Origin of the sequence: Bacillus sp. JAS24-2 (genome assembly GCF_008274905.1) — a bacterium.
Taxonomy (GTDB): Bacteria; Bacillota; Bacilli; order Bacillales; family Bacillaceae_G; genus Bacillus_A; species Bacillus_A cereus.
In genome coordinates, this window is the sequence record NZ_CP031068.1 from 905,314 (window position 1) to 926,940 (window position 21,627).

The following is a 21,627-nucleotide window of genomic DNA, read 5'->3' on the forward strand; positions in this document are numbered from 1 at the left end:
TGATTAATGGATACACTATTAAAAATAGATAAATTAGAACAGTTATTGGGGAATAACAAGCATGATGTTGGTAAAGTTGTAGATATTTTACCATTTGTTACAAAAAGAACGAAATCAATACGTGGAAATTTTAATGAAGTTTTAGGTGAGTACGTCCGAAATGTTTGTGGTTTACGCCTAGTTGATAAGAAGAGTAGTGAAGAAGAGGACTTGTTTTCCTCTAGAAACCCTTTTGTAGATCAAATTATGGAAGAAATTGAGTATACGCAGGAAGCGGAATATGATTTAGACCGATTTTTAAATCAATATTTATTTGGTCAAGATAATAAAATTAAACCTATCCATCCATATTTATTTAACTATATGGCTACACCTAAAGAGAAGAAAGATTTACCGAAATATGGGCAATTTATAAAAGATGCGCTAGTTCATGATGAAGTAAGTATCAGTTCTATATTTAAGAATAAGGAAAGTGAAGATATATTAACAGAACTCATATTAAATAAATTAGATATTCCAGCTAAAGATCCGGTCAAACAATATCAACCTTTAATGGGATTTTTAGCGAATTTCTACCAGGAAGACTTGCTATTTTTAAGTCAATATAAAGATTACTTCTTGAAATCTTTCCCATTACTTACGCATTTTTATAGCTTTATGTATGTTTGTCAATTAGTTGTGAAGTTTGAACAATTTGATGAAGCGGATTATACGCATTCTAATCCTTTATATTTCGCTTTAGAATGGGAATCTATTAGTAAGAGAAGAAAAGCTGTGGATGACCTAGAAGGATTTAGAAGAATAAAAGATAAAGCACCAAATTTATTTGTGCATATACACACGATGTCTCAATTAAGTTATAACGAGCTTCAAGATGAAGAAGCGGATGAAAAGCAAAGTTTTCAATTTATGAATTATAGATACTTAAAAGATTTAATAAATGAAAAAGGATTGGATGTTTCAGAGCAATTTTTAACAGATAGTAAACAATGGATTAATAAATATAGTGAGCTTTGGGCAAAGCGAGTAACACCTAAAGATGCACCAGAAGATATATCTGAGGTTTTTAAAACATTGTTTAGTTGTCTAAAAGAGGGAATGAATACAGATGCATGTAAAAAGTTTGGAGAGAACATTGAAGATTTAGGGGCAGATGTTTTTCTGAAAAATCGAGGCAGCATAGGGGCTGTTTTTAATATGAGTCATGAAATGCTGTTACTCTTAACAGCTGTATGTGTAAAAGAAGAGAGAATGCCGTTAAATCGTTTGTTTGAGGAATTTTCAAAAAGGGGAGTAGCTTTTGATCGTCATTCGAAAAAGATGATTATCGAGCTATTTGATTCTCATAATATTCTAGATAAAAAAAGTGATAGTGGTGATGCACAGTATGTCAAACGAATTTTATAATTATATATGTGAGTTGTTATTGGGGGATTTTAAAAATCGTTCAATAAAAGCCGGTGATAGATTTTATTTACAGCTAGATAAAGTAGAGGATGTAGAGAATTTAGTAGAAGCATTCCAAGAGCAGAAAAATGTTAAACAATTTGTATATAAACATGAATTAGGTGAACCGTATAAAACATTTTCAGTTGAAATACAAAATGTTCAACTTGTTATTGCCTATACAAATGAAAATGTTAAACCAGATTTCTTAGTTACTTTACGAAATCAAGTCGGTGAACAAAAAGGTGTATGGAAAGATACAGCTTTATTGAGTATAGTTTCAGAGCAGTTGGATTCAATTCAAGGTGGAAGTAGTGATCTTCAAAAGGATGGAATGCCGTTGCATCCTAATTCTATAGTAAAGGGATTAAGACAAGAAATTGAAAGCAGTATGTTGGATAAAACTGCACAAATTATCCTTATAGAAAACATGGAGATGATTAAGCAAGAACAGGCACATCAACAAGTTACTTTTTTTGAGTTTGAAGAAATTTTTTCTACTCTTGCAAAGGGTACGATAGAAGATAAAGACTATCAAAAATTTGCAGTTTTTAAAGACGAAGAATTAGCTACTTTTAAAGGGAATAAACAAAAAGAACGTTTAAGTGCGAATAGAGAATTATATGAATTTGTTAGGAAAATTCATGACTTTGGTTTAGGCGCAGAAGAATTAGAAAAAAAGTTCACCCCTGAGGGAGCTAGTAAATTAAAACGTGAAGATTGGCAAGAAATTAACTTTGCTGATGTTAATCGATTCCATCAAGATTATTTAGATCTTCATAAAAAGGCATCAATCAATTTAAAAGAGTTGACAGTTAAAGAAGGATTGCACTTTTGGGATAGACCTCAAAAGGAAACCGCAGCAGGAGAAAGAAAAAGACACTTAGTTATATTTAATCCAGAAGGTAAGGAAGAAGTACATTTAAATGTGGCATTTTCAATTCAAGGTGGAAATGTTAAAAGTTTATCGAATAAATACGTAAAAGTACCTCCGAAGTTTAAGAAAAATGTAGAAGTATCGGTAGGGAAAATAAACCTTAGTGCGGTTATAAAAACAGAGAGTAATCAACCTACATTTGTTAGGTTGTCTTATAAGCATGATGATAAATCAACTTTAGGTGTAGAACTATTTATTGTGGTACTACCAATTGACCCATATGTATTAGATGCTTTTAAAACAACATATTTGATAGCTCCTAATAAGTGCCTGATTGAACTTCAGCATGAAGATAATGAGCTTTCATTTGGACAAGGCTATAACAAAAAATCAATGGAAGTCTATGAGGAAAATGCAACTATTGATTGTAGCGTAGATGATGAACTTACTATTCTCCCTCAACCAGAAGCGTATAATGATGAAGAAGAGATGCGAGTTAACATTCGCTTGACGGAGAATGGAACAATCATTCCATTTATATTGAAAAATGAGTTACCGGAATCTACTCCCATTAATGGCGCGCGAATTTGGAAATTAAAGCGTGAGCAGCAAAGAGATTTTGAATGGATAAATAATCGATTGCGTTTTGGAAATAGAGAATTCTATTTAAGCCCGGAATATAAAAACTTATTCGAGTGGGAGTACCAATGGATTGAAAATGGACTTAGATGTGCCGTAGTAGAGTCCGATGCATTGGTCCCTGAAGAGGTGTCCATTAGCGATGAATTAAGAGAAGCTTATAGTAGATTTTTAACTTACTTTAAAATTAAAAAAGGTATACCAAGCTTATGTTATTACAGTGAAGAGTTAGTTAAAAGGGCAGAAGAATATTTGAATGCTTTTATACAAGAGATTAAAAGTTTTGAAGAAGGGCATGAGGCAGGCAAACGTGGACGAGATTTATTTAAGTTAGGGACAGTGATGGGGAATAATGTAATTAAATTTACACCATTCCATCCAGTTATGGTCGCTTTCCAATTAAAATTGAATAATTTACTTTTAAATGAAGAAGTAGATAATAGTATTTTACAGCGATTAAAACCAGATGGGTTAGTTCCATATATTTACAATGAGCGAGATCAATTGTATAGACCAGATAATCAGAATATAGCATTAGAGTGGATGGACTTTAAACCAGTTAATCAAGTTTCAGTATCGGATGCTAATCAATATTTAGCAAAAGTAATTGAGGATAAAATTCAGCAGTTTGAAGGACACTTTGGTTATTTATTTAATGAGTACTCTAAGGCACCGTTGCAAATTAATTTAATCAATATTGAAAACGATCATGAAACCTTTAGAGGTATCGTAAATTGGATGCTTGAAAGAATTAGATCAAAAGGGCCTGAAGGTTTAAAAGCTGTTGAAGTTACACTTTATAAAGAAGAAGGCCAGGACAGTGCATTTGATAATTTCTCAAGAATAGAATCGGTAGAGGAGTTTCAAACAAAATTTAATATTAATTTAGGCGCAAAACAGCAGCATGAACCCCAGGATATATTGCGATTTATTCGTGAAAAGCTGTTTTATTATAAAAAAGAAATGGGCGAAGAATATAAGTATGCTCATATTTCTTTCTATAAAATGCAAGCGCAAGAGCGATATGCATTACAATCTATGGATGAAATGTTATCAGGTTTAGCAATTGATGGGTTATACACTACAGTACCTTCAATGAAGAGTAATGAAAACTATAAGAGTGGTTTCGGTGTTAAAGCATATGCTGTAGAGGAAGAGAATCTTTTAACACAAACAACGTATTATTTTAATGAATTATGCGCAAACCTTCATAATGGTGGAAATAATACGTATCGAAAAGGTGAAGCGATTTTTTCTAGAACAACGAGTGCTGATGAAGAAACTCTAGAAGAAATTTTCAAATCTTCTTATTGGGTAACATTTGTAGACCCAAGTTTTGATCTGGAGTTCTTTAATGATTACGAGCAAAATCTAGTCGTTATTCATTATAGTGATCAATATTCATCTTCAAGTAGATATGATGCTATTACTGTAACGGACAAATCGCAACAATATCATTTTGTTATTGAAGAATTTTTAAAGGAAAAACAAGTAGAGAGTAAAAAAGAAAATGTAGAAAGTACTATTAAAGCATTTAATACTTTTAATGGTGAATGGTTACTTCGTGTTATTGGTAGTAAGGGCCATTATTCTAGAGAGAAGTTAAGTATTATTTCTGCTATAAAATTCTCTTTAGCATATTTTGAACATCGCGACATTTTATGGGTGCCAATTTCTCTAGAAGAAGTTTTAAGAGTTGCAGGTGCTGTTAATTTAAAGAAAGCAGATGGCATATTTACAGCTAAAAACTTAGGAGTAAAAGGTGTTCATAGTGATGATTTACTGTTAATAGGTTTGGAACAAGTAGAGAATGATGTAATGATGCATTTTTATCCTGTCGAAGTAAAAATCGGAGCTAATAAAAACGATGTATTAGAAAAGGCGAGAAAACAAGTTAAACATACGAAGAAATTAATCAATGATGCATTAACAACTAATTCTTTTGCTAGCCGTTTCTATCGTAATTTCTTTGCTCAACTTTATATTTCTAATGCTAATAAAATATTGAAAAGTAGATTCTGGGAAGAGAAAAATTATAAATTGAATAATAAAGTGGTTGAAAAACTGTTGAAAGATCAATTTATAATTTCCAACGGAATAGAATCATCTATTGGTGAAGGAGCAATTTTATCCTTCCAGCGAGACGCTTATCATAGAAGTGCCAAACTGGATGAAGGGATTACCTTATTAAGCCTTCCAGAGTTTGATGGATATAGTGGTCTTATACAACCAATGGAAGATATGAAGAATTGGATTCAAGAAACAGAAGGCGATTTTATTAAGGAAGAATTACTTTCTCATAAATATACAGGTGCCTGTAGCGAAATAGAAAGTGCATCATCATTTCGCTCAGAAAAAAATGAATTAGAGGCTGATATAGAGGTAGAAGCAAAGTCTGAAATTATCGATTCTAATGAGGTTACTAAAGAGAAAATCGATAATACAATAGAAGTTCTTGAAGGGACAAAAGAAAGAGAGCCACAAGGATTAGAAGAATCTCGAATTCTAATTGGGAAGGCAGAGAACTCGAATAGAAAGATTTATTGGGAGTATGGTAATAAAGGGTTGGCGAATAGACATTTGTTGATCTCAGGTAAATCCGGACAAGGTAAGACATATTTCATGCAATGCTTATTGTTAGAAAAATCGAAGCAAGGTATCCCAAGTATTGTTATTGACTATACAGAAGGATTTTTACCAAACCAATTAGAAGATGAATTTGTACAAGCAATGGGTACAAAGTTAAAACAAAAGATTGTATATAGTGAGCAGCTTCCAATTAATCCGTTTCAAAAGAATGAAAGGGATATTGGAGGCATTACGCTTCCGGAATCTAATACGGATGTTGCTGAAAGAATTAAGAGTGTATTCGCTGCTGTATATAGCACATTAGGTGTGCAACAATTAAATGCGATTTATGAAGGTACTCTTAATGGATTGGATAAGTATGGAGAAGATATGAGCTTAATAAAGCTTAGAGAATGTTTAGAAGAAGATGGTTCTAGCTATGCTAAGACGGCTTTATCTCAAATAAGACCGCTGATCGATCGTAATCCATTTAGCCATGAAAATACAATAAATTGGAAAGATGTTGTAGATAGTAATGGTGAGATTTTTATTATTCAGTTGACTGGATATCCTCGAGACGTTCAATTAATAATTACAGAATTTGTTTTATGGGATCTTTGGAATTATTCCGTAAGGTTTGGAAATAAAAATAATCCAATGCCTGTCATAATGGATGAAGCACAAAATCTTGATCATACGGAAAAATCACCTTCTGCACGAATTTTACAAGAAGGACGTAAATTTGGATGGTCTGCATGGTATGCAACTCAATTTTTAAAATCTCAATTGGCTACTGATGAATTAGCAAGGCTACAAAATGCTTCACAGAAGGTTTATTTTGCGCCGCCAGAACAAGAGATTTCTACAATTGCTACTAGTCTATCTAACGATTCTTCAGAGAAAAAAGAATGGGAGAATAGACTTTCAACATTGAAAAAAGGTCAATGCATTGTACATGGACCTGTGTTACAAGTAAATGGTGAATTGTCTCAACCAACTGTAACGGTGGTTGATATTATATCTTTATCTGAGAGAATATAAAAAGGAACCACTTTGGTGGTTCCTTTTGCTTTTAGTTTAATACAATAATACGATAATCTTCTAATGAAGATAAATTGTCTACTTCTTGTTTGATGATCTTTAGCCCATATTCTATATACAAAAGTATGCTTTGTGTGATTTCATCTTCATTTAAAGCAACTTGCATTTCGTTAATAATTAAATGTTTAAAGAGTAAAAACTCTTTATCTTTAATAATATTATCTGGGATTGTCCATTTGTTTTTTCCATCTTTAAAGTCATCATTTATTTTTCCTGTAGCGTTAGCAATACCTTTTGCTAACGCAATTTTTATCCCCTGTGGTCGATCAATCTCAAGTACTTCACAGAGTAGGTCAAGGGTTTCTTTACCTGTTCCTGAGAGGTTCATTCTTCTATTTGCCATAATATCACACCTTTATAAAATCAAAATATCCATCGCGGATAACTGTATATTTCTTTGATTGGTCATAATCAAGCATGTATTGCTTATATGAATGCTCTTGCATGAAATTAATATAGTCTTGGGTAATTTCTGTATCTGTAGATAAGATAATTACTTGTTCACTAAGCTCTTTATAGTAATGGTTAATTAAATGATTTCGATGATAACTGTCTAAGCGTCCTAGTGGTGTATCGATTACCATAGGAAGAGCTAAATCAGAGGCTTTTGTTAGGGCCCAAATTAGTGACGAGGAAATCATTTGCATTTCACCAGCAGATCGGTCTTGAATACTAATTTCTTGATTACGATCGTTGTATAATCTAACAGTATACGTTGAAATATCGAATTCAATTTTTCCAAATTCATCTTGTTTACGGAATAATCGACTTAACATTGAAGAAAATTCTTCGCGAATAAAGCTTGCTTTTAACTTTGTCATTTCATGTACATATGAATTCATAGTATGAATCAACTTTTTGACATAAATTAATCGTTTATTTAGAGCATCATAATCTGCACCTTGATCAGAAAGACGGGTTAGCTGGTTTACAACGGCTGTTCTTTGTTCTTTAATTTTATTTAACTTTGCAATAATTGATTTATATTTTAAGTTAAGTTCTCCTAATTTTTTAGTTAGGATATCAATACGTTCATTTTCTGCGCTAATATCAATCGTTTCAGGTGCATTTCTAATTTCAATTTCTAATGCCTCTAATTCAAGATTCAGCTTCTCAATTTTATTTATTAAATCTATAACATAACTATTATTTCTAGCAGGGAGATTTACAAGGTAGTTATAGTCTTTATTTGAAATATCGTGAATATCTACGTGATCTTCGGATATATCTTTTTCGATATTATTTTCTTTAACCCAAATTTCTCTTCCGATTTCCTTGAGTTGATTTAATTGCTCATTTGAAAGGGGAGGAGTGAATGGTTGGTTTAATAATTCATCCATAAATTTTTCATAAGGCATTAAAGAAGCGTCTTGTATCATTTTCTTTTGACGAATATCATACTCTAATTTTAACCTGTTCTGTAGTACTTTAGTTTTTTCTTTTAGAATGATGTTTATAGCGTTATTGTTGAAATAGTTTTCAAATTGCTCTTTAGCTAGACGTAACTCAGTTGCTAGACCTGATTGTTTTTTTACAATAACCTCTCTTGATTTGGAGTTAGTTGTAATTTTTTCATTACGTTCATTTTTCACTTCATTGATTAGATCGTCGAATTTCTTTCGTTCAGAAGATATAAGTTCTTTTCGCTTTTCTAGATGTTGGATTTGCTCTTCGTATTCTTTTAAATTGGCATCTAAACTTTTTAGTTTATTTTGGTCAACCGCTTTGGCTAAATTCTTCTCTATGCCAGTCTTAATAGAAGAGAGGTCAGATAGTAATAATTTATAGGTTTCCATCCCAGTAATTTTGTGAATAGCTTCTTTCATTTCCTCACTATTTTGTCGTAAAATGATGTCTTTAATTTCTTCGCCATCAAAAATGAAAAATGGTGCAGCGTGATATGGAATCATTTTATCCATAAAGCGATTAAATGTATCTATATTATCAATACGTACAGTTTTACCAATCATTGCACCAGGCTTTTTCACAGTTAAATCACGGTTTTCACTAATTAACCTTTTGTTGTGATCAAAGCCCCATTTAACTTTAAGAGTCCATTCTTCATTTTTATCCGTTTCAATAGCAAGAGTTACAGAACAATCTCTCCCACCTTCGTCAAAGAAGGTATTGTTAATAACATTAGAAAATACACGTTTATGCTCAGCAGGTGAGAATCCTCTTTTTCCGAATAAAACATATAAAATTGCTTTTAAAATTGTAGTCTTTCCAGCGCCATTTAGGCCGCCTAACAAGATAATATTTTTTTCGCCTTCTTCACGTACCTCTTTTGGGATATAGAAGTCAACTTCTTGATGCCCATAATACGTTTTATAATTATCAAAAATAAGTTTTTTAAATAACATTATGTAGTCACCTTTACTTTATTTTGCATAAAAATCAATTAAATCTAGGTAATCTTTTTTTCTATGATTTTCACTCGTGTTTTCATATGAAAATTTTTCAGCAGAACGTAATAAGTCATATGCTAGTTTTGTTGATAGTTCATTTTCTTTACAAATTTTTGCTAGTAATTCTAGCTCTTGTTCTTTTAATTTATTCATTTTTACCACCTTTAATATGAGCATGAAGTATAGGAATATCTTATATATAATATTACCATATTTTAATGGGTGTTTAAAAATAGAGAAAGTTGTGATTTTAAGTAGGGAGGAGCTATTAACGTAGATATAAAATTACTAGATTAGTAGTTAGTAAGGAAATAAAGAAAACAGAAAGGGATATGCCTTTCTGTTTTCTTTATAGATTATTAAAAACATCCAACTCTTCTAAACTAGTAGTAGAAGAAAGTGAGAACCTAATAGTAGAACGTAAATCATCCATAGATAATCCGATAGCTTGTAATACATGACTTGGTTTACTTGAGCTACAAGCCGATCCAGTAGAAACGGCAGCTACTGGAGCAAGAGTCCTCACAAGCGTTTCGTTGTTTACACCTTTAAATATAACACTTAATATTCCAGGTATTTTATCTTGAATATCATTGTTAAACTCAATATGATTTTGAAATTTGGTTTTTAGAATATCAGCTAATTTGTTCTCTAGTTGCTCTAATTTATAAATGTTTTGTTCCAAATTAAGATATGCGATTTCTGCAGCTTTTCCCATTCCAACAATATTATGGACGGGTAGTGTGCCACTGCGTATATCACGTTCTTGTCCACCACCGTGAAGTAGAGGAGTGATTTGGATTGGTAATCCTAAATTATCTTTACCTATTATGGTTACCCCAATACCTTTTGGACCATGAAACTTATGAGAAGAGCAGGATAAAAAGTTTATACCGTCTATATCTGAAAGAGAGAATTGTATTTTTCCAACTACTTGTGTAGCATCTGTATGGAAGAATACTTCATTCTCTTTGCAGATTTTTGCGATCTCATTGATTTGGTTTAGAGAACCAAGTTCGTTGTTGCCCCACATAATTGAAACGAGAAGAGTTTTTTCTTGTTGAATAGCTTTAGTTAGTTCTTCCAAATTGATTCTGCCATATTGATCTACATCAAGATATGTGACCGTATAGCCATTCGCTTCTAAAAATTTACAAGTTTCTATGATAGAAGGATGTTCTACTTTAGAAGTAATAATGTGATTGCCTTTATCTTTATGATAATGAGCGATGCCTTTCAAAATAAAGTTGTTACTTTCTGTAGCACCACTAGTAAAGATTACTTCATCAGTTTCACAGCCTAATAATTGAGCTACATGTTTTCTTGCTGTTTCAACAGCGTCTTTAGCATTTTGGGCTAATCCGTAATATTTACTTGAAGGATTTCCGAATTCTTCAAGTAAATATGGTAACATTACTTCTTTAACTTCAGGTAATAATTGTGTTGTTGCACTATTATCAAGATAAAGCATAGAGATCACTCCTTACCGTATTTTAGCAAGTTCATTGTGAATTTCTCGTTGTTTCCAGCATGTTTATATTCGCTGTCTAATAAGTTAATTCCGCGTTCTAAGTGAGCGTTGAATAGGGTAGGAAAGTATTCATTATCAGATACTTCACGTCCCGCATGCTGAGTGATTAAGCATTTATAAATAAAATCATATTCTCCAGTTAATGTGTGGCGATTGATTTCTAATCCACCGGCTTCTTTATCTGTTAAAACCTCAGGAAAAGTTGGATCAGTTAAAGATAATCCAACTGCTAAACGAGCTAAAATATTTGGTGTTAAATTAGTAGGAGCTTGTAATTCTTTTAGTTTATCTGATACTCTTTTAGAAATCTTTAAACGGTAGTTCATTTTGCTTGCTCCTTATTAAAGTTGAAATATTGATCTGTAACATTCACTTTTCGTAGTTCTGTATCAAATTCTAATAAGTATCCATGGGATACAAAGTTTTTCAGTAAATTATAGTGTTTTTCATCAACTTCAGAGTTAGTTGACAAGATTAAGACTTGCTCACCACATGCAGGGATGAAATCTACTAAAATATTATGTTTATGTGTTTGATCAAGGCGGCCTAAAAGTGTATCGAATATGAATGGAACACGACGACCAGAACATTTGAACATTGCCCAAATTAATGATAGTAAGAGAATTTCTTTCTCACCTGCTGATAATGTTTCTTTTGCTACATGGTCACGATTATTATCATATAAAGTTACTTCAAACGTGCTAGAATCAATGCGTAAAGAAGAAATATATTGGTGTTTACGCATTAATCTATTCAACATTTTTGTAGCTTCGATTTGTACTTGTTGTAATTTCTTTTGATGTTGTAACATTTGAAACTCTGTACTTAATTTCATAATGCTTTGGGCAATTAAGAATGTATTTCTCGTTTTGTTGCTTTGTTGTACAATATTCTGTTTTGAGTCGATTGTATTTTTTAATGTTTCTAAAGCCTCTTGTCTAGTTTCTAAAATACTTAAGTTTTCTTCTACTTCTTTTTCTAACTTAAAGATTTTTTCTTGTGTTTGAGTCATAGTTTCTAACATTTGTGCAAACTCATTTGTAGAATCATTAGTAGAAATTTTCTTTCTTAGTTCTTGTGCTTGAAGTAAGTTTTTTCTATTTTCTAGAAGTAATTGAATATATGTGTCATGAGATTCTCTTTCAACTTGTTGTGCCGCTACTTCGAATTGTGTGCGTTGTGTTGGTGAAACTCTATGGATATACTCAACATCTGTATCATTAGGCTTAATAATATTGAAAATTTGTTTTCTCAATTCAGCTGCTAAATCATTAGGAGCTGAGACTCCAGGTAAACTTTTAGCTAATTCAAGAGCGCGCTCTTCAGTTAACTCTGAAGTTAATTGGTTTGCTAATGATAGTTTTTCTTCATTTTGTAATTGATTTTTAGTAGATAGTAATAAGTTTTTGTTTAGATAGAAAGGTAAAAGCGTTTGAATAAATTCTCGAACTTTTTCAGAATTAGCTTTTCGATGTGCTTCAATTTCTAATACTTGTCTATTTAACGTTTCACGTTCTTCTTTAATTAAACCACCATGTGTTTCAAAATCTTTTTTCAATAAAGAATAAGATTCTTTTGATTCTTCTATTTGCTGCTGCGCTGTTTTAATTGTGTCTTCAAGATCTTCAATCTTTAAAGACTGTTCTTTCTCTTGACGCTGAAGGGTAAGGATTTCGCTTTCTATAGAAGAAAGATGTTCTTGATCAATTTCTTGTTGTAAATAGTTGGTCAAATCACCTTCTAAATTTCGGAATAAATCTAAGTTGAATATAACAGTAGATAATTCTTTTAAATAAGAGGATAATTTATTTTCATTTATTATTTTTGAAATTTCTTCGCCATCAAATAAGCATAGATCAAATAATTTAGGCGGGAAATTCTCTCGTAGTCTTGATTCAAAAATATCTTTTTCAGCATCATTTAAATAATGACCATCTTTTTTTACAGTGAATTTTTCTTTTATAGCGCTGTTTAAAATGTTCCAAGATCTTTTGAATGTATAAACATGGCGTTTGTAATTTTCTACTTCACTAAAGGTAATTGTAATACTAAAAGGATTTGTCTCATCTTTACGAGCAGAAGCATTTAAATACCCATGGACGCGCTTATAGTAATCATTATTCTCTGTCTTATATCCATAGCCGAAACAACCAAATAATCCCAGTTTTATGGAATTTAAAAATGTTGTTTTCCCAGCACCATTTTCTCCGCCTATTAAAATTACTTTCTTTTTTGGGGAGGAGATAGACAGATCGAAGGTATTTCTTTCCGTATAAGCTCCTATGTTTTCTAATTCTAGTTGTTCAATTAACATAAATTTAACCTCACCCTACAAATGTAAGTAGTCTTGCTTTAGTACTTTTTCAATTTCGTTCATTAATCCACGACGAACTTTATAACCTGAAAAATCTTTTTCAAGTGATATAAGTTTTTTTAATGCTTTAAAGTCTATATTGTGTTTTCTGCATAATGATTCTAAATCTGTAATTTGTTCATTATCAAATAATGGACGATCATCATATTCCCAATTCAGGTCATATCCCATTACCTCTTTGAAAATATTGGGTAAAGAATCTTCCCAATCACCAGTTTCTAACCAGTAACGACGAATAACACGTAATTCTTCTTCTTTAATTAACTCAAAATCCTCTTCTTCAGGATGTTGTAAATCTCTTTGGACAATAAGAAGCCTGCGTAAGATTTCTTTTCTTGCTTCCATTGTAAAAGGTCCTAGACCTAGTTGCCCCAGTTGATCGTTATCAAGTTTTACTAAAATTTTTGGATCCTCAGAAGAGCTTAAATCAATTTTGTTTTTTTCTAAGTACTCTTTTAACTTATCTCTTTCTAAGGTTACAAATTTATCTTCTTCAATAGTCTGTTTAGCACGGCTGGATTTTTTAGGGATAATTACGTATTTAATACCATCTTTCACTTCAGTTTTTAGTGTATTAAAGTAAATTTGACCACCTTTACGGTATTTCATACGAAATGTTCTATCATCACGAATTCCAGCTAGCCAATTTCTGAATTCTAATAAAGGTTTCATCCAATCTGATCCACTAAGAATGAAGCCGTTTAATGCTTTATCTTCATTTACTACTGTACATACCCAACAACCGAAGCGACTGTTTCCACATGAACCAGCACTTTCTTTAATGGTTTTATCTACAACAAGAGGGCATTCACCACTACTTGAATCTTGATAAAGCTTATTTAATTCATGGTTATCATTGCCCCAAGGAGATGGATTTTCCAGTAAGTAGTCCCAAACGTTATTTAAACTAAACTGTCTAATCGGTGCAAAAACATATGCATTTGTTAACGTGGAATGGCGCATTAAATCTTTACCTTCAACGGTATGGGATTTAAGAACGTTATCACGAGTAGCACTTTCATTCTCACGAACACCAAGGACCATGATTATTTCACCGAACGTAGAAACTTTGTCCATTACAAACGCATTTGCTGGTTCAATTTTTAAGCGATCTGTACACCAGCGAAATTGTTGGTTTGGTGATGGATAGCCTTTTCCGATAATATTAGCCCAAAAAGATTGTTCGTATTTTGGTTTTACTTTATGCGTTTCAATAGGAAGATCACGTTTTAAAGCTTCTTCTTGAATTCGATGTAAAGTAACATTGATAGATTGAATAATTAGCGGTGTTTCTACAAGTGTATCTGATGAGATTACATATACTTTCTTGTGTAATTGCTCTGTAGGTAATTCACTTAAAGCTTCAAAAACAAGCTGAACGACAACTGTGGAATCTTTTCCACCACTATAACCAACGACCCAAGGGCGGTCGTCAGCACGATAAACTTTTTTTATATGCTCTTTTGCTTCAGAGACAAAGTCATTTTTATTATTTATTAAATCAGTAATGAGATTATTTAACATTATCATGCTCCTAACTGGAATTTCTCTTCTATCTTTTGTTCTCCTTCTGTCAAAGGAAGACCTAATTTTTCTTTTAGTTTGTTTGCGGTTAAAGTGACTGTTTCTTTTGTCTTTTGTATGCGACCATTTGTATTGAAAGCTCGTCCTAACCAATCGGAAGAATTAGAACGACTATAGTCGATGTCTGCTAAAAGAGAAATGTATTTTTTCCAATCTTTTGGATGATTTTCAAAAACATATTTTCCTACTAAACCAACAGATTCAATGAATACTCCATGCCCGACAATATAATGCATTCGAAGTTCACGAGGGTTTAGTTCCTTTTTGTAAACTAAATTCCATTCGACAATTGTATCACAAAGAATGTTCCAAAATTCTTTTAAGAATTGTTCTTCTTTTTCTGTAATCAAGTCACCCTTTGTCTTTCCTAGTAATCGAAGGTTTGTATTAAATATGTGATTTAAAGCGAGAATCTTCGGTGAGTTTTTAGATAAATTGACTTTTTCTTTGTCGGTATATCGAGATAGTAATTCATTTTCCTCGACAATTTCTTTTGTAACTAATGCTAACTTATCCCTATGATCATATAAAATACCGATAGATGAAGTTGTATTAACTGCATGGCGGTTAAGATCTGAGAAAATTTGTTGGGAATTTCTTAAACCTTGATCATGATAGAACACAACCGAAATCGTTTCATGTCCTAATTCTGGCGAAAGCTTTATCGCCTCTTCGATAGCTGCTCTTCGGTGTTGTCCATCATTAATCAGGAACTTAGAATCCAGTGAGATACGAAGTTGTCCTAAATCTTGAAACGACTGATCAGAACTAAATGGTTGGAATTCAATATCACCATCTATAGATGCTGTTAGGGATGAAAAAACATAATCATTTTGATTTTCAATAATATAATTTGTGATTTCTGGGATTCTAATTTTATTTAATATCCTTTGCGCACGATGTTCAGCAGGGATTTCTTCCTCGTCAAATAGAAATATTTTAGGAATTAAGCGTAAAGGGCACATTACAACAAAGTACTCCTTACCACCTTGCTTTCCACGTAAAGCGGGGAAGTTATAGCTAAAACCATAATCCATTCATTACATCTCCATTCTTTACGTACGTAATTCATATTATTGATTATAAAATAGATACAAGTGTTCGGCAAGAATAGTAGCTTGATTATATGGAATTTAATATTTTCCATTAATGATGCTTGCACCTCCCCCAACGTCACCCCCTAACCTAAAGAAGACAAATCAAAAAGGGGGACCAAAACACTCATGAAAACCACCAAAAAAGAAAAAAGAAACACAATCATCATGCTACTACTCTCAGCCGCAATAGGAATCTTTTCACCACTACTCATGTACATCACACTGGCACGTAAAAATGAGGTGTACAAATATCATTGCCGAAAGGCGTTCAACTTTCATTTGTTAATCTTTCTTCTATTTAATATTAGTTCGCGTATTAGTGATGTTTTGTTTTGGATTGTGTTTGCCTTTGAGGTCGTTCAAGTGATCATTGTTGCGTGGAAAGTAATACGCGATGAACCATATCGTTATTTCATTCGAATTCCTTTATTTAAGGAAGATAAGTATATAGTGGAAGGAGAATAGGTGATGAAACAAGAAGTGGAGATAAAGGGAAAGCGAATTTTTATTATGATTGCCGTGTTGTTTATTGCGATTTATATTGTTTTACGAAAAAGAAAATATGAGTACTTTTATGATGGTATTAATGAGTATGAAAATCGTTGTAAAGGTAATGTTCCTTTTTTACTGCTTGTTGTAGGTTTGTTTCAATATTGTAGGCAGAATGAGACGAGTTTTTCTCATATGCTTCAGTATGTGCAAGAGAAGTTATCAGAGTAGGTGATGGTATGGCGTGGATGATTAGTGAGTTTGCAAGTGTTGGGGATGTTACGGTGCGGACGCTTCGTTATTATGACAAGATTAATTTATTAAAGCCGAGCGATTATACGGAGGGTGGGCATCGGTTATATACGAAAGATGATTTGTATGTGCTGCAGCAAATTCAATCGTTTAAGCATCTTGGTTTTTCGCTTGGTGAGATTCAAAATATTATATTGCAGCGTGATATAGAGACAGAAGAATTTTTAAGGCAAATGCATTTTCAAAGGGAATTGCTTTTGGCAGAGCAAGAAAGAATTGCGAAGGTGCTTTCGCATATGGATGAGATGATGAAGAAGTTTCAAAAGGAAGAGCGAGTGGATGTTGCTTTGTTTTCTTCATTTCTGCAAACCTTCATATGGGAGAAAGAAAATAAGGAATGGTTAGAGGAACACTTTTCAAAGGATAGTGTTCGAGCGTTTTATAACAATAAGGATTTAAAAGAAGAATTTGAGCAACGTTTTATGGATGTAATAGGGAAGTTGAAAAACTATAAGGAAGAAGAGAAGGATCCAAGTCATCATGATGTTCAAGTTACCTTGAAGGAATTTTTCAATTTAATAGAAGAGGTAACGAACTATCTTGATACACCTCAAAGTGATATAGAAGATATAATCCAAAAATCAAACCTCCCACTATCCGAATTTCCAACCCTCTTCACAACCGAAGAAGAAAAATATATAAAAGAAGCAATGAAGCAGTTTAACACCTAGTTAAACTGCTTTTCCATTATAATAGAAGAAAAACCAAACGGAGGGAAATCCCATGCCAACCTACAACAAACTAATCCGAAACAAAATTCCACAAATAATAAAATCCAACGGAAAAACACCCACAACAAGAATCCTACCCGAAGATGAATACATAGAGGAACTATGCAAGAAAACACAAGAAGAACTAACAGAATACATCAAAGCAAAAACAAAACCCGATAAACTCGAAGAGCTATCCGACTTACTAGAACTAATAAACGCCCTAGCCGAATACGAAGGCACGACACTAAAAGAAATCAACAACATCCGTAAAAAGAAAGCAGAAGAACGAGGTGGCTTTTCAGAGCGAGTCTTTCTAATTGAAGTAACCGATAACTAGCCCCTCCTAAGCCCCTTACAAGCCCCTACCAAGTAATAAATCACTAAGAAAAAACATAACAAAACAAAAACACCAACAAACACCGTAGTAGGAGTCGAAAAAATTTTGAAATAACACGCCAAAAACCTGGCCCTCCTTCCTATATATAGTACAAAGAGGAAATTTTCATTTTTGAATTAGGACGGGAGGAATTGGGATGGCGGTGTATCGTACTGTGCAGGTGAATTTTTGGCAGGATGATTTTGTTTTGGATTTGACGCCGGAGGAGCGTTATTTTTATGTTTATTTGTTAACTTGTTCGAAGACGACGCAGTGTGGGATTTTTCCTTTTCCGAAGCGATTAGCTGAGATGGAGACGGGTTATAATCGGGAGACTGTTGATAAGCTTGTGCAGCGCTTCATTGATTATGGGAAGATTCTTTATGATGCGGATACGCGGGAGTTATTCGTTTTGAATTGGCTTCGTTATAATCCAGTGACGAATACGAATGTGGAGAAGTGTGTGCTTCGTGAGCTGAAGGGTGTGAAGAATAAGGAGTTTGTACATATGTTTCTTCAGAAGTGCGTAGAGGAGGAGCTGAATGTTCCGATACTTTTAGCGCATTTTGGTATGCCGAGTGATTTGGCTGTGGATGATGTAGAGCCAGTTTGTGAGGAGGCAGAGGCGGAAGAAGAGGTTATAGAGGAAGAAACGGGAAGTCGCGTGTTTTCTTTTTATGAGCAACATTTCGGAAGTTTGTCTCCGCATACTGTGGAGGAACTGAGTGCGTGGATGGAAGATTTGTCAGAGGAGCTTGTGCTGAAGGCTCTTCAAATTGCGTTTGAGAATAATAAGCGGACGGTTGCTTATGTGAAGGGGATTTTGAGAGGGTGGCACGGGAAAGGGTTTACGAAAGTGTGTGAGGTTGAGGCGGATACGGCGAGCTTTAGGAAGAAGGATTCGTCTGTTAGTACGGGGGAGACGGAGGAGTTTTTGGCGAGGTGTGAGGAGTGGGAGAAGAATGCGCCGTCTGAGGAAGAGTTGCAGCGCTTTTTAGCGGAGCGCGGGTGGCGTCCATGAGTATTCAAAATGTGGAGGCGGAAAAGACGGTGTTAGGTTCTCTATTACTTGATGGAGAGCTTATTAAGGAGTGCCGTTTGACGGAGCAGTATTTTTCTCTGTCAGTGCATAAGTCTATATTTCAGTTAATGCGGAAAATGGAAGAAGAGGGACAACCGATTGATCTTGTGACGTTCATTTCTAGGGTAGATCCGAAGTTTTTAGAGGGGATCGGGGGAATGGAGTATTTTATAGGGTTAATGGATGGTGTGCCTACAACTGCCAACTTCTCTTATTATGAGGGGCTTGTTCGGGGTGCCTGGAAAATGTATCAGGCGGGTGTTCTCGGGCACAAGATGGGAGAGCGCCTTATTGCGGAGAAGAGTGAGAAAGTTATCGGTGAGACGATTACGGCACTTTGTGAGTTAGAGGAGAAAGACTCTGTATGTGAATTTGATTTGAAGGATGCGTTAGTTGATTTGTATGAGGAGCTTCATCAAGATGTGAAGGAGATTACTGGTATTGAGACTGGTTATACATCGCTAAATAAAATGACGTGTGGACTTCAGGAAGGAGATTTTGTCGTTCTTGGTGCGCGTCCTTCTATGGGGAAGACTGCGTTTGCGCTTAATGTTGGACTGCATGCGGCGAAGTCTGGAGCGGCGGTTGGATTGTTTTCGTTAGAGATGAGTAGTAAGCAATTGTTAAAAAGGATGGCTTCTTGTGTAGGTGAAGTGTCAGGAGGCAGGCTGAAAAATCCGAAGCATCGTTTTGCAATGGAAGATTGGGAGAAGGTAAGTAAGGCGTTTGCGGAGATTGGTGAGTTGTCATTTGAGATTTACGACAATGCAGGTGTTATGGTGCAAGATATTTGGATGCAAACTCGTAAGTTAAAGAGGAAGCATGGTGATAAAAAGATTTTAATTATTGTAGATTATTTGCAGCTTATTACGGGCGATTCGAAGCATAAGGGCAATCGATTTCAAGAGATTAGTGAGATTTCTCGTAAGCTTAAGGTATTAGCGCGTGAATTAAATGTTTGTGTAGTAGCGTTATCACAGTTATCTAGTTCTGTAGAGTCACGGCAAGATAAGCGTCCTCTTTTATCTGATTTAAGAGAGACCGGACAAATTGAGCAAGATGCGGATGTGATAATGCTTATGTATCGCGAAGATTATTACGATAAGGAAACGAAGCAGAAAGAGATGACGGAGATTCATGTGGCGAAGCATCGGAATGGGCCTGTGGGGAGTTTTAAGCTACGGTTTTTGAAGGAGTTTGGGCGGTTTGTGGAGGGAAAATAGTGAAAAGACTGGAGTATCACTTTGCAAATAAAATAAAGCATAAGTGTTCTATTTCATTCACTTATGCTTTATTTTTTGATTCTTTCAATATGCTTCTCATTTCCCCATAAAGAAAGACTTTCTCTCTGCAGTAATCCATTGCTGCAAATCATCTTGGCTACGTCGGACAAGTCGATTTACTAAAACATCATGCCATACGTAATCCTCTAATAAGTATATATGAACGGGGTCATCTGTATAAAAAGCAATATTACGCTCTTCAAGTGATGGTCCATAAATCATCTCTTTAGAATCTATTGATACAATAAACCAATGTTCTGTAGACAAGGTCTCTGTATAAGGTGTTATACGGTGAGCTTCTAGATTTTTAATGGGATTTTCAACATGCAGGGTAATACCTTGTATTGTAACTTTATCAGCTACTTCAGATAGATCTTCTTTTAACGCTTCATACATCTCATCCCACATTGAAATGACAATACGCCGTTCTGCTTTTTTTATTAATGCCTGACAATAGCTAATGATTGTTTTATTGTCTTTTAAAGTAATCACTCGATTATCCGTTTTTTCCTCGGAAGTTTCTAGTTTTTTTAATGAATCACTTATTCCTTCATAAGTAGACTGCCATTCTGATTGCGCCTTCTGTAAAAAGATTTCAACAGGTAGAGGTGAATAGCGAGTGGTGTCATTTATTTCTTCCTTCATGACAATTCCTTTTTCTACAAGGTTACCTAAAATCTCATAAATTCGCGCTCTTGGGACACCCGAATCTTTACTCACTTGATAGGCTGTGACAGGCCCCTGTTTAACAAGAGATACATAAGATTTAGCTTCATATTCATTGAAACCAATTTTTTTAAGCTGTTGCACTATGTAGTCCACTTTTTTCGTCCTCCGATGTTTGCTTTTATATTTTAACGTTACAATAACTGTTTACATTTAGCAAATTATTAGTTACTATTCGAATAGTGACTAAAGGGGAGGTTAATAGTATGGATTTTTATTTAGACCCATCTGTATTGATGATTTTGATTGTTTTTGGATTTGTAGCTGCATTTATTGATTCAGTTGTAGGTGGTGGTGGACTCATTGCTTTACCAGCTTTATTATTTACAGGACTGAATCCAGCAAGTGCAGTAGCTACGAATAAACTAGCATCGACAATGGGAAGTGCAACCAGTAATATTGTGTTTTATCGTTCTGGTAATCTTGATTTGAAATCGGCGTTTAAATTAGTTCCGCTCACTTTCATAGGTTCCATAATAGGGGCATGGACCGTTCATTTAATGAATCCAGAAGTACTGAAGCCGTTGATGCTGATTATGCTTGGTGCGGTCGCTATTTATACGATATTCAAAAAGGATTGGGGTAGTATTTCCACTCATAAGAAATTGTCTGGTCGACACGTCATTATTTTTACTTTCTTTGTTTTTGCTATTGGTTTTTATGATGGATTTCTAGGTCCTGGAACAGGTTCGTTTTTAATGTTTTCTCTTTTATTTATTGGGTATGACTTTTTAAAAGCAGCAGGTAATGCGAAGCTTCTTAATTTAGGAAGTAATGTTGGTGCATTATTGATGTTTATGTATGTAGGGCAAGTAAACTATGCGTATGGTTTTATAATGGGGATTGCTCAAATTGCTGGAGGAATTGTTGGCTCCAAATTCGCTATAAAAAAAGGGAGCGGGTATGTTCGTGCCCTTTTCATTACAGTAACTTGTTTATTGTTAGCGAAAAATCTGTATGACTATATTCAGTAAGTAATTAAAGAACGTAGAAAAGGTCAAGTATGCAAACTACATCGAGTA

General features: G+C 33.9%; 18 protein-coding genes. 9 read left to right on the forward strand and 9 right to left on the reverse strand.

Features of this window, described 5'->3' with window-relative positions; genetic code table 11:
• Positions 1–6: 6 nt before the first annotated feature.
• Complete coding sequence (dptG, locus tag DN407_RS04730) at positions 7–1,407, forward strand: DNA phosphorothioation-dependent restriction protein DptG (protein WP_149216056.1); 1,401 nt, start codon at positions 7–9, stop codon at positions 1,405–1,407.
• Positions 1,388–6,571 carry a DNA phosphorothioation-dependent restriction protein DptH gene (gene dptH, locus DN407_RS04735; protein WP_149216057.1) on the forward strand — a complete coding sequence of 1,728 codons (5,184 nt, stop codon included), beginning with the start codon at positions 1,388–1,390 and terminating at the stop codon, positions 6,569–6,571. Before dptG ends, dptH begins: the two co-directional genes overlap by 20 nt.
• A gap of 31 nt (positions 6,572–6,602) precedes the next feature.
• On the opposite strand, the gene DN407_RS04740 is transcribed toward dptH, so the two are convergent.
• The 8 genes from DN407_RS04740 to dndB all read right to left on the reverse strand — a co-directional run bounded on the left by DN407_RS04740 (position 6,603) and on the right by dndB (position 15,565).
• Positions 6,603–6,974, reverse strand: a complete 372-nt coding sequence (locus DN407_RS04740; protein ID WP_000013616.1) for a hypothetical protein — start codon at positions 6,972–6,974, stop codon at positions 6,603–6,605.
• A gap of 4 nt (positions 6,975–6,978) precedes the next feature.
• A complete protein-coding gene (dndD, locus tag DN407_RS04745) occupies positions 6,979–8,994 on the reverse strand; it encodes a DNA sulfur modification protein DndD (protein WP_065704738.1) in 2,016 nt (671 codons plus the stop codon).
• Positions 8,995–9,012: 18 nt separating this feature from the next.
• Positions 9,013–9,192 carry a DNA modification system-associated small protein gene (locus DN407_RS04750; RefSeq protein ID WP_001037504.1) on the reverse strand — a complete coding sequence of 60 codons (180 nt, stop codon included), beginning with the start codon at positions 9,190–9,192 and terminating at the stop codon, positions 9,013–9,015.
• Between the two features lie 196 nt (positions 9,193–9,388).
• Positions 9,389–10,510 (reverse strand): cysteine desulfurase DndA, encoded by a 1,122-nt coding sequence (gene dndA / locus DN407_RS04755; protein ID WP_000966084.1) that lies wholly within the window; start codon positions 10,508–10,510, stop codon positions 9,389–9,391.
• A gap of 5 nt (positions 10,511–10,515) precedes the next feature.
• Entirely contained in the window at positions 10,516–10,896 is a 381-nt protein-coding gene (gene dndE, locus DN407_RS04760; protein ID WP_001109533.1) for a DNA sulfur modification protein DndE, read from the reverse strand.
• On the reverse strand, positions 10,893–12,884 hold the full coding sequence (dndD, locus tag DN407_RS04765) for a DNA sulfur modification protein DndD (protein WP_098450249.1): 1,992 nt from the start codon (positions 12,882–12,884) through the stop codon (positions 10,893–10,895). Before dndD (DN407_RS04765) ends, dndE begins: the two co-directional genes overlap by 4 nt.
• A gap of 15 nt (positions 12,885–12,899) precedes the next feature.
• On the reverse strand, positions 12,900–14,468 hold the full coding sequence (dndC, locus tag DN407_RS04770) for a DNA phosphorothioation system sulfurtransferase DndC (protein ID WP_149216058.1): 1,569 nt from the start codon (positions 14,466–14,468) through the stop codon (positions 12,900–12,902).
• A gap of 2 nt (positions 14,469–14,470) precedes the next feature.
• Positions 14,471–15,565: a DNA sulfur modification protein DndB gene (dndB, locus tag DN407_RS04775; protein WP_000384435.1), complete on the reverse strand. Its 1,095-nt coding sequence runs from the start codon at positions 15,563–15,565 to the stop codon at positions 14,471–14,473.
• 186 nt (positions 15,566–15,751) lie between these two features.
• On the opposite strand from dndB, the gene DN407_RS04780 reads away from it, so the two are divergent.
• From DN407_RS04780 to dnaB, 6 genes are all read left to right on the forward strand, one after another.
• Entirely contained in the window at positions 15,752–16,090 is a 339-nt protein-coding gene (locus tag DN407_RS04780) for a magnetosome magnetite crystal formation protein family (protein WP_065704732.1), read from the forward strand.
• A 3-nt stretch (positions 16,091–16,093) separates the two neighbouring features.
• On the forward strand, positions 16,094–16,345 hold the full coding sequence (locus DN407_RS04785) for a hypothetical protein (RefSeq protein WP_142320568.1): 252 nt from the start codon (positions 16,094–16,096) through the stop codon (positions 16,343–16,345).
• Positions 16,346–16,353: 8 nt separating this feature from the next.
• Entirely contained in the window at positions 16,354–17,097 is a 744-nt protein-coding gene (locus DN407_RS04790) for a MerR family transcriptional regulator (RefSeq protein WP_098450251.1), read from the forward strand.
• 52 nt (positions 17,098–17,149) lie between these two features.
• Positions 17,150–17,476: a nucleoside triphosphate pyrophosphohydrolase gene (locus tag DN407_RS04795; RefSeq protein ID WP_149216059.1), complete on the forward strand. Its 327-nt coding sequence runs from the start codon at positions 17,150–17,152 to the stop codon at positions 17,474–17,476.
• 196 nt (positions 17,477–17,672) lie between these two features.
• On the forward strand, positions 17,673–18,536 hold the full coding sequence (locus DN407_RS04800) for a DnaD domain-containing protein (RefSeq protein WP_149216060.1): 864 nt from the start codon (positions 17,673–17,675) through the stop codon (positions 18,534–18,536).
• A complete protein-coding gene (gene dnaB, locus DN407_RS04805) occupies positions 18,533–19,819 on the forward strand; it encodes a replicative DNA helicase (RefSeq protein WP_149216061.1) in 1,287 nt (428 codons plus the stop codon). Before DN407_RS04800 ends, dnaB begins: the two co-directional genes overlap by 4 nt.
• A gap of 96 nt (positions 19,820–19,915) precedes the next feature.
• Here dnaB and DN407_RS04810 read toward each other — a convergent pair whose 3' ends face one another.
• Entirely contained in the window at positions 19,916–20,701 is a 786-nt protein-coding gene (locus tag DN407_RS04810; protein ID WP_000384585.1) for a TrmB family transcriptional regulator, read from the reverse strand.
• A gap of 110 nt (positions 20,702–20,811) precedes the next feature.
• Here DN407_RS04810 and DN407_RS04815 point away from each other — a divergent pair, with 110 nt between their 5' ends.
• On the forward strand, positions 20,812–21,579 hold the full coding sequence (locus DN407_RS04815) for a TSUP family transporter (protein WP_000348458.1): 768 nt from the start codon (positions 20,812–20,814) through the stop codon (positions 21,577–21,579).
• Positions 21,580–21,627: the final 48 nt, after the last annotated feature.

Excerpts from the sequence above, each read along its gene's own strand:
- dndC (WP_149216058.1), bottom strand. The coding sequence starts at position 14,468 with ATGTTAAATAATCTCATTACTGATTTAATAAATAATAAAAATGACTTT.
- dnaB (WP_149216061.1), top strand. The coding sequence starts at position 18,533 with ATGAGTATTCAAAATGTGGAGGCGGAAAAGACGGTGTTAGGTTCTCTA.
- dndB (WP_000384435.1), bottom strand. The coding sequence starts at position 15,565 with ATGGATTATGGTTTTAGCTATAACTTCCCCGCTTTACGTGGAAAGCAA.
- DN407_RS04800 (WP_149216060.1), top strand. The coding sequence starts at position 17,673 with ATGGCGGTGTATCGTACTGTGCAGGTGAATTTTTGGCAGGATGATTTT.
- DN407_RS04785 (WP_142320568.1), top strand. The coding sequence starts at position 16,094 with ATGAAACAAGAAGTGGAGATAAAGGGAAAGCGAATTTTTATTATGATT.
- DN407_RS04815 (WP_000348458.1), top strand. The coding sequence starts at position 20,812 with ATGGATTTTTATTTAGACCCATCTGTATTGATGATTTTGATTGTTTTT.
- DN407_RS04750 (WP_001037504.1), bottom strand. The coding sequence starts at position 9,192 with ATGAATAAATTAAAAGAACAAGAGCTAGAATTACTAGCAAAAATTTGT.
- dndD (WP_065704738.1), bottom strand. The coding sequence starts at position 8,994 with ATGTTATTTAAAAAACTTATTTTTGATAATTATAAAACGTATTATGGG.
- dptG (WP_149216056.1), top strand. The coding sequence starts at position 7 with ATGGATACACTATTAAAAATAGATAAATTAGAACAGTTATTGGGGAAT.
- DN407_RS04780 (WP_065704732.1), top strand. The coding sequence starts at position 15,752 with ATGAAAACCACCAAAAAAGAAAAAAGAAACACAATCATCATGCTACTA.
- dndD (WP_098450249.1), bottom strand. The coding sequence starts at position 12,884 with ATGTTAATTGAACAACTAGAATTAGAAAACATAGGAGCTTATACGGAA.
- DN407_RS04795 (WP_149216059.1), top strand. The coding sequence starts at position 17,150 with ATGCCAACCTACAACAAACTAATCCGAAACAAAATTCCACAAATAATA.
- dndE (WP_001109533.1), bottom strand. The coding sequence starts at position 10,896 with ATGAACTACCGTTTAAAGATTTCTAAAAGAGTATCAGATAAACTAAAA.
- dptH (WP_149216057.1), top strand. The coding sequence starts at position 1,388 with ATGTCAAACGAATTTTATAATTATATATGTGAGTTGTTATTGGGGGAT.
- dndA (WP_000966084.1), bottom strand. The coding sequence starts at position 10,510 with ATGCTTTATCTTGATAATAGTGCAACAACACAATTATTACCTGAAGTT.
- DN407_RS04740 (WP_000013616.1), bottom strand. The coding sequence starts at position 6,974 with ATGGCAAATAGAAGAATGAACCTCTCAGGAACAGGTAAAGAAACCCTT.
- DN407_RS04790 (WP_098450251.1), top strand. The coding sequence starts at position 16,354 with ATGGCGTGGATGATTAGTGAGTTTGCAAGTGTTGGGGATGTTACGGTG.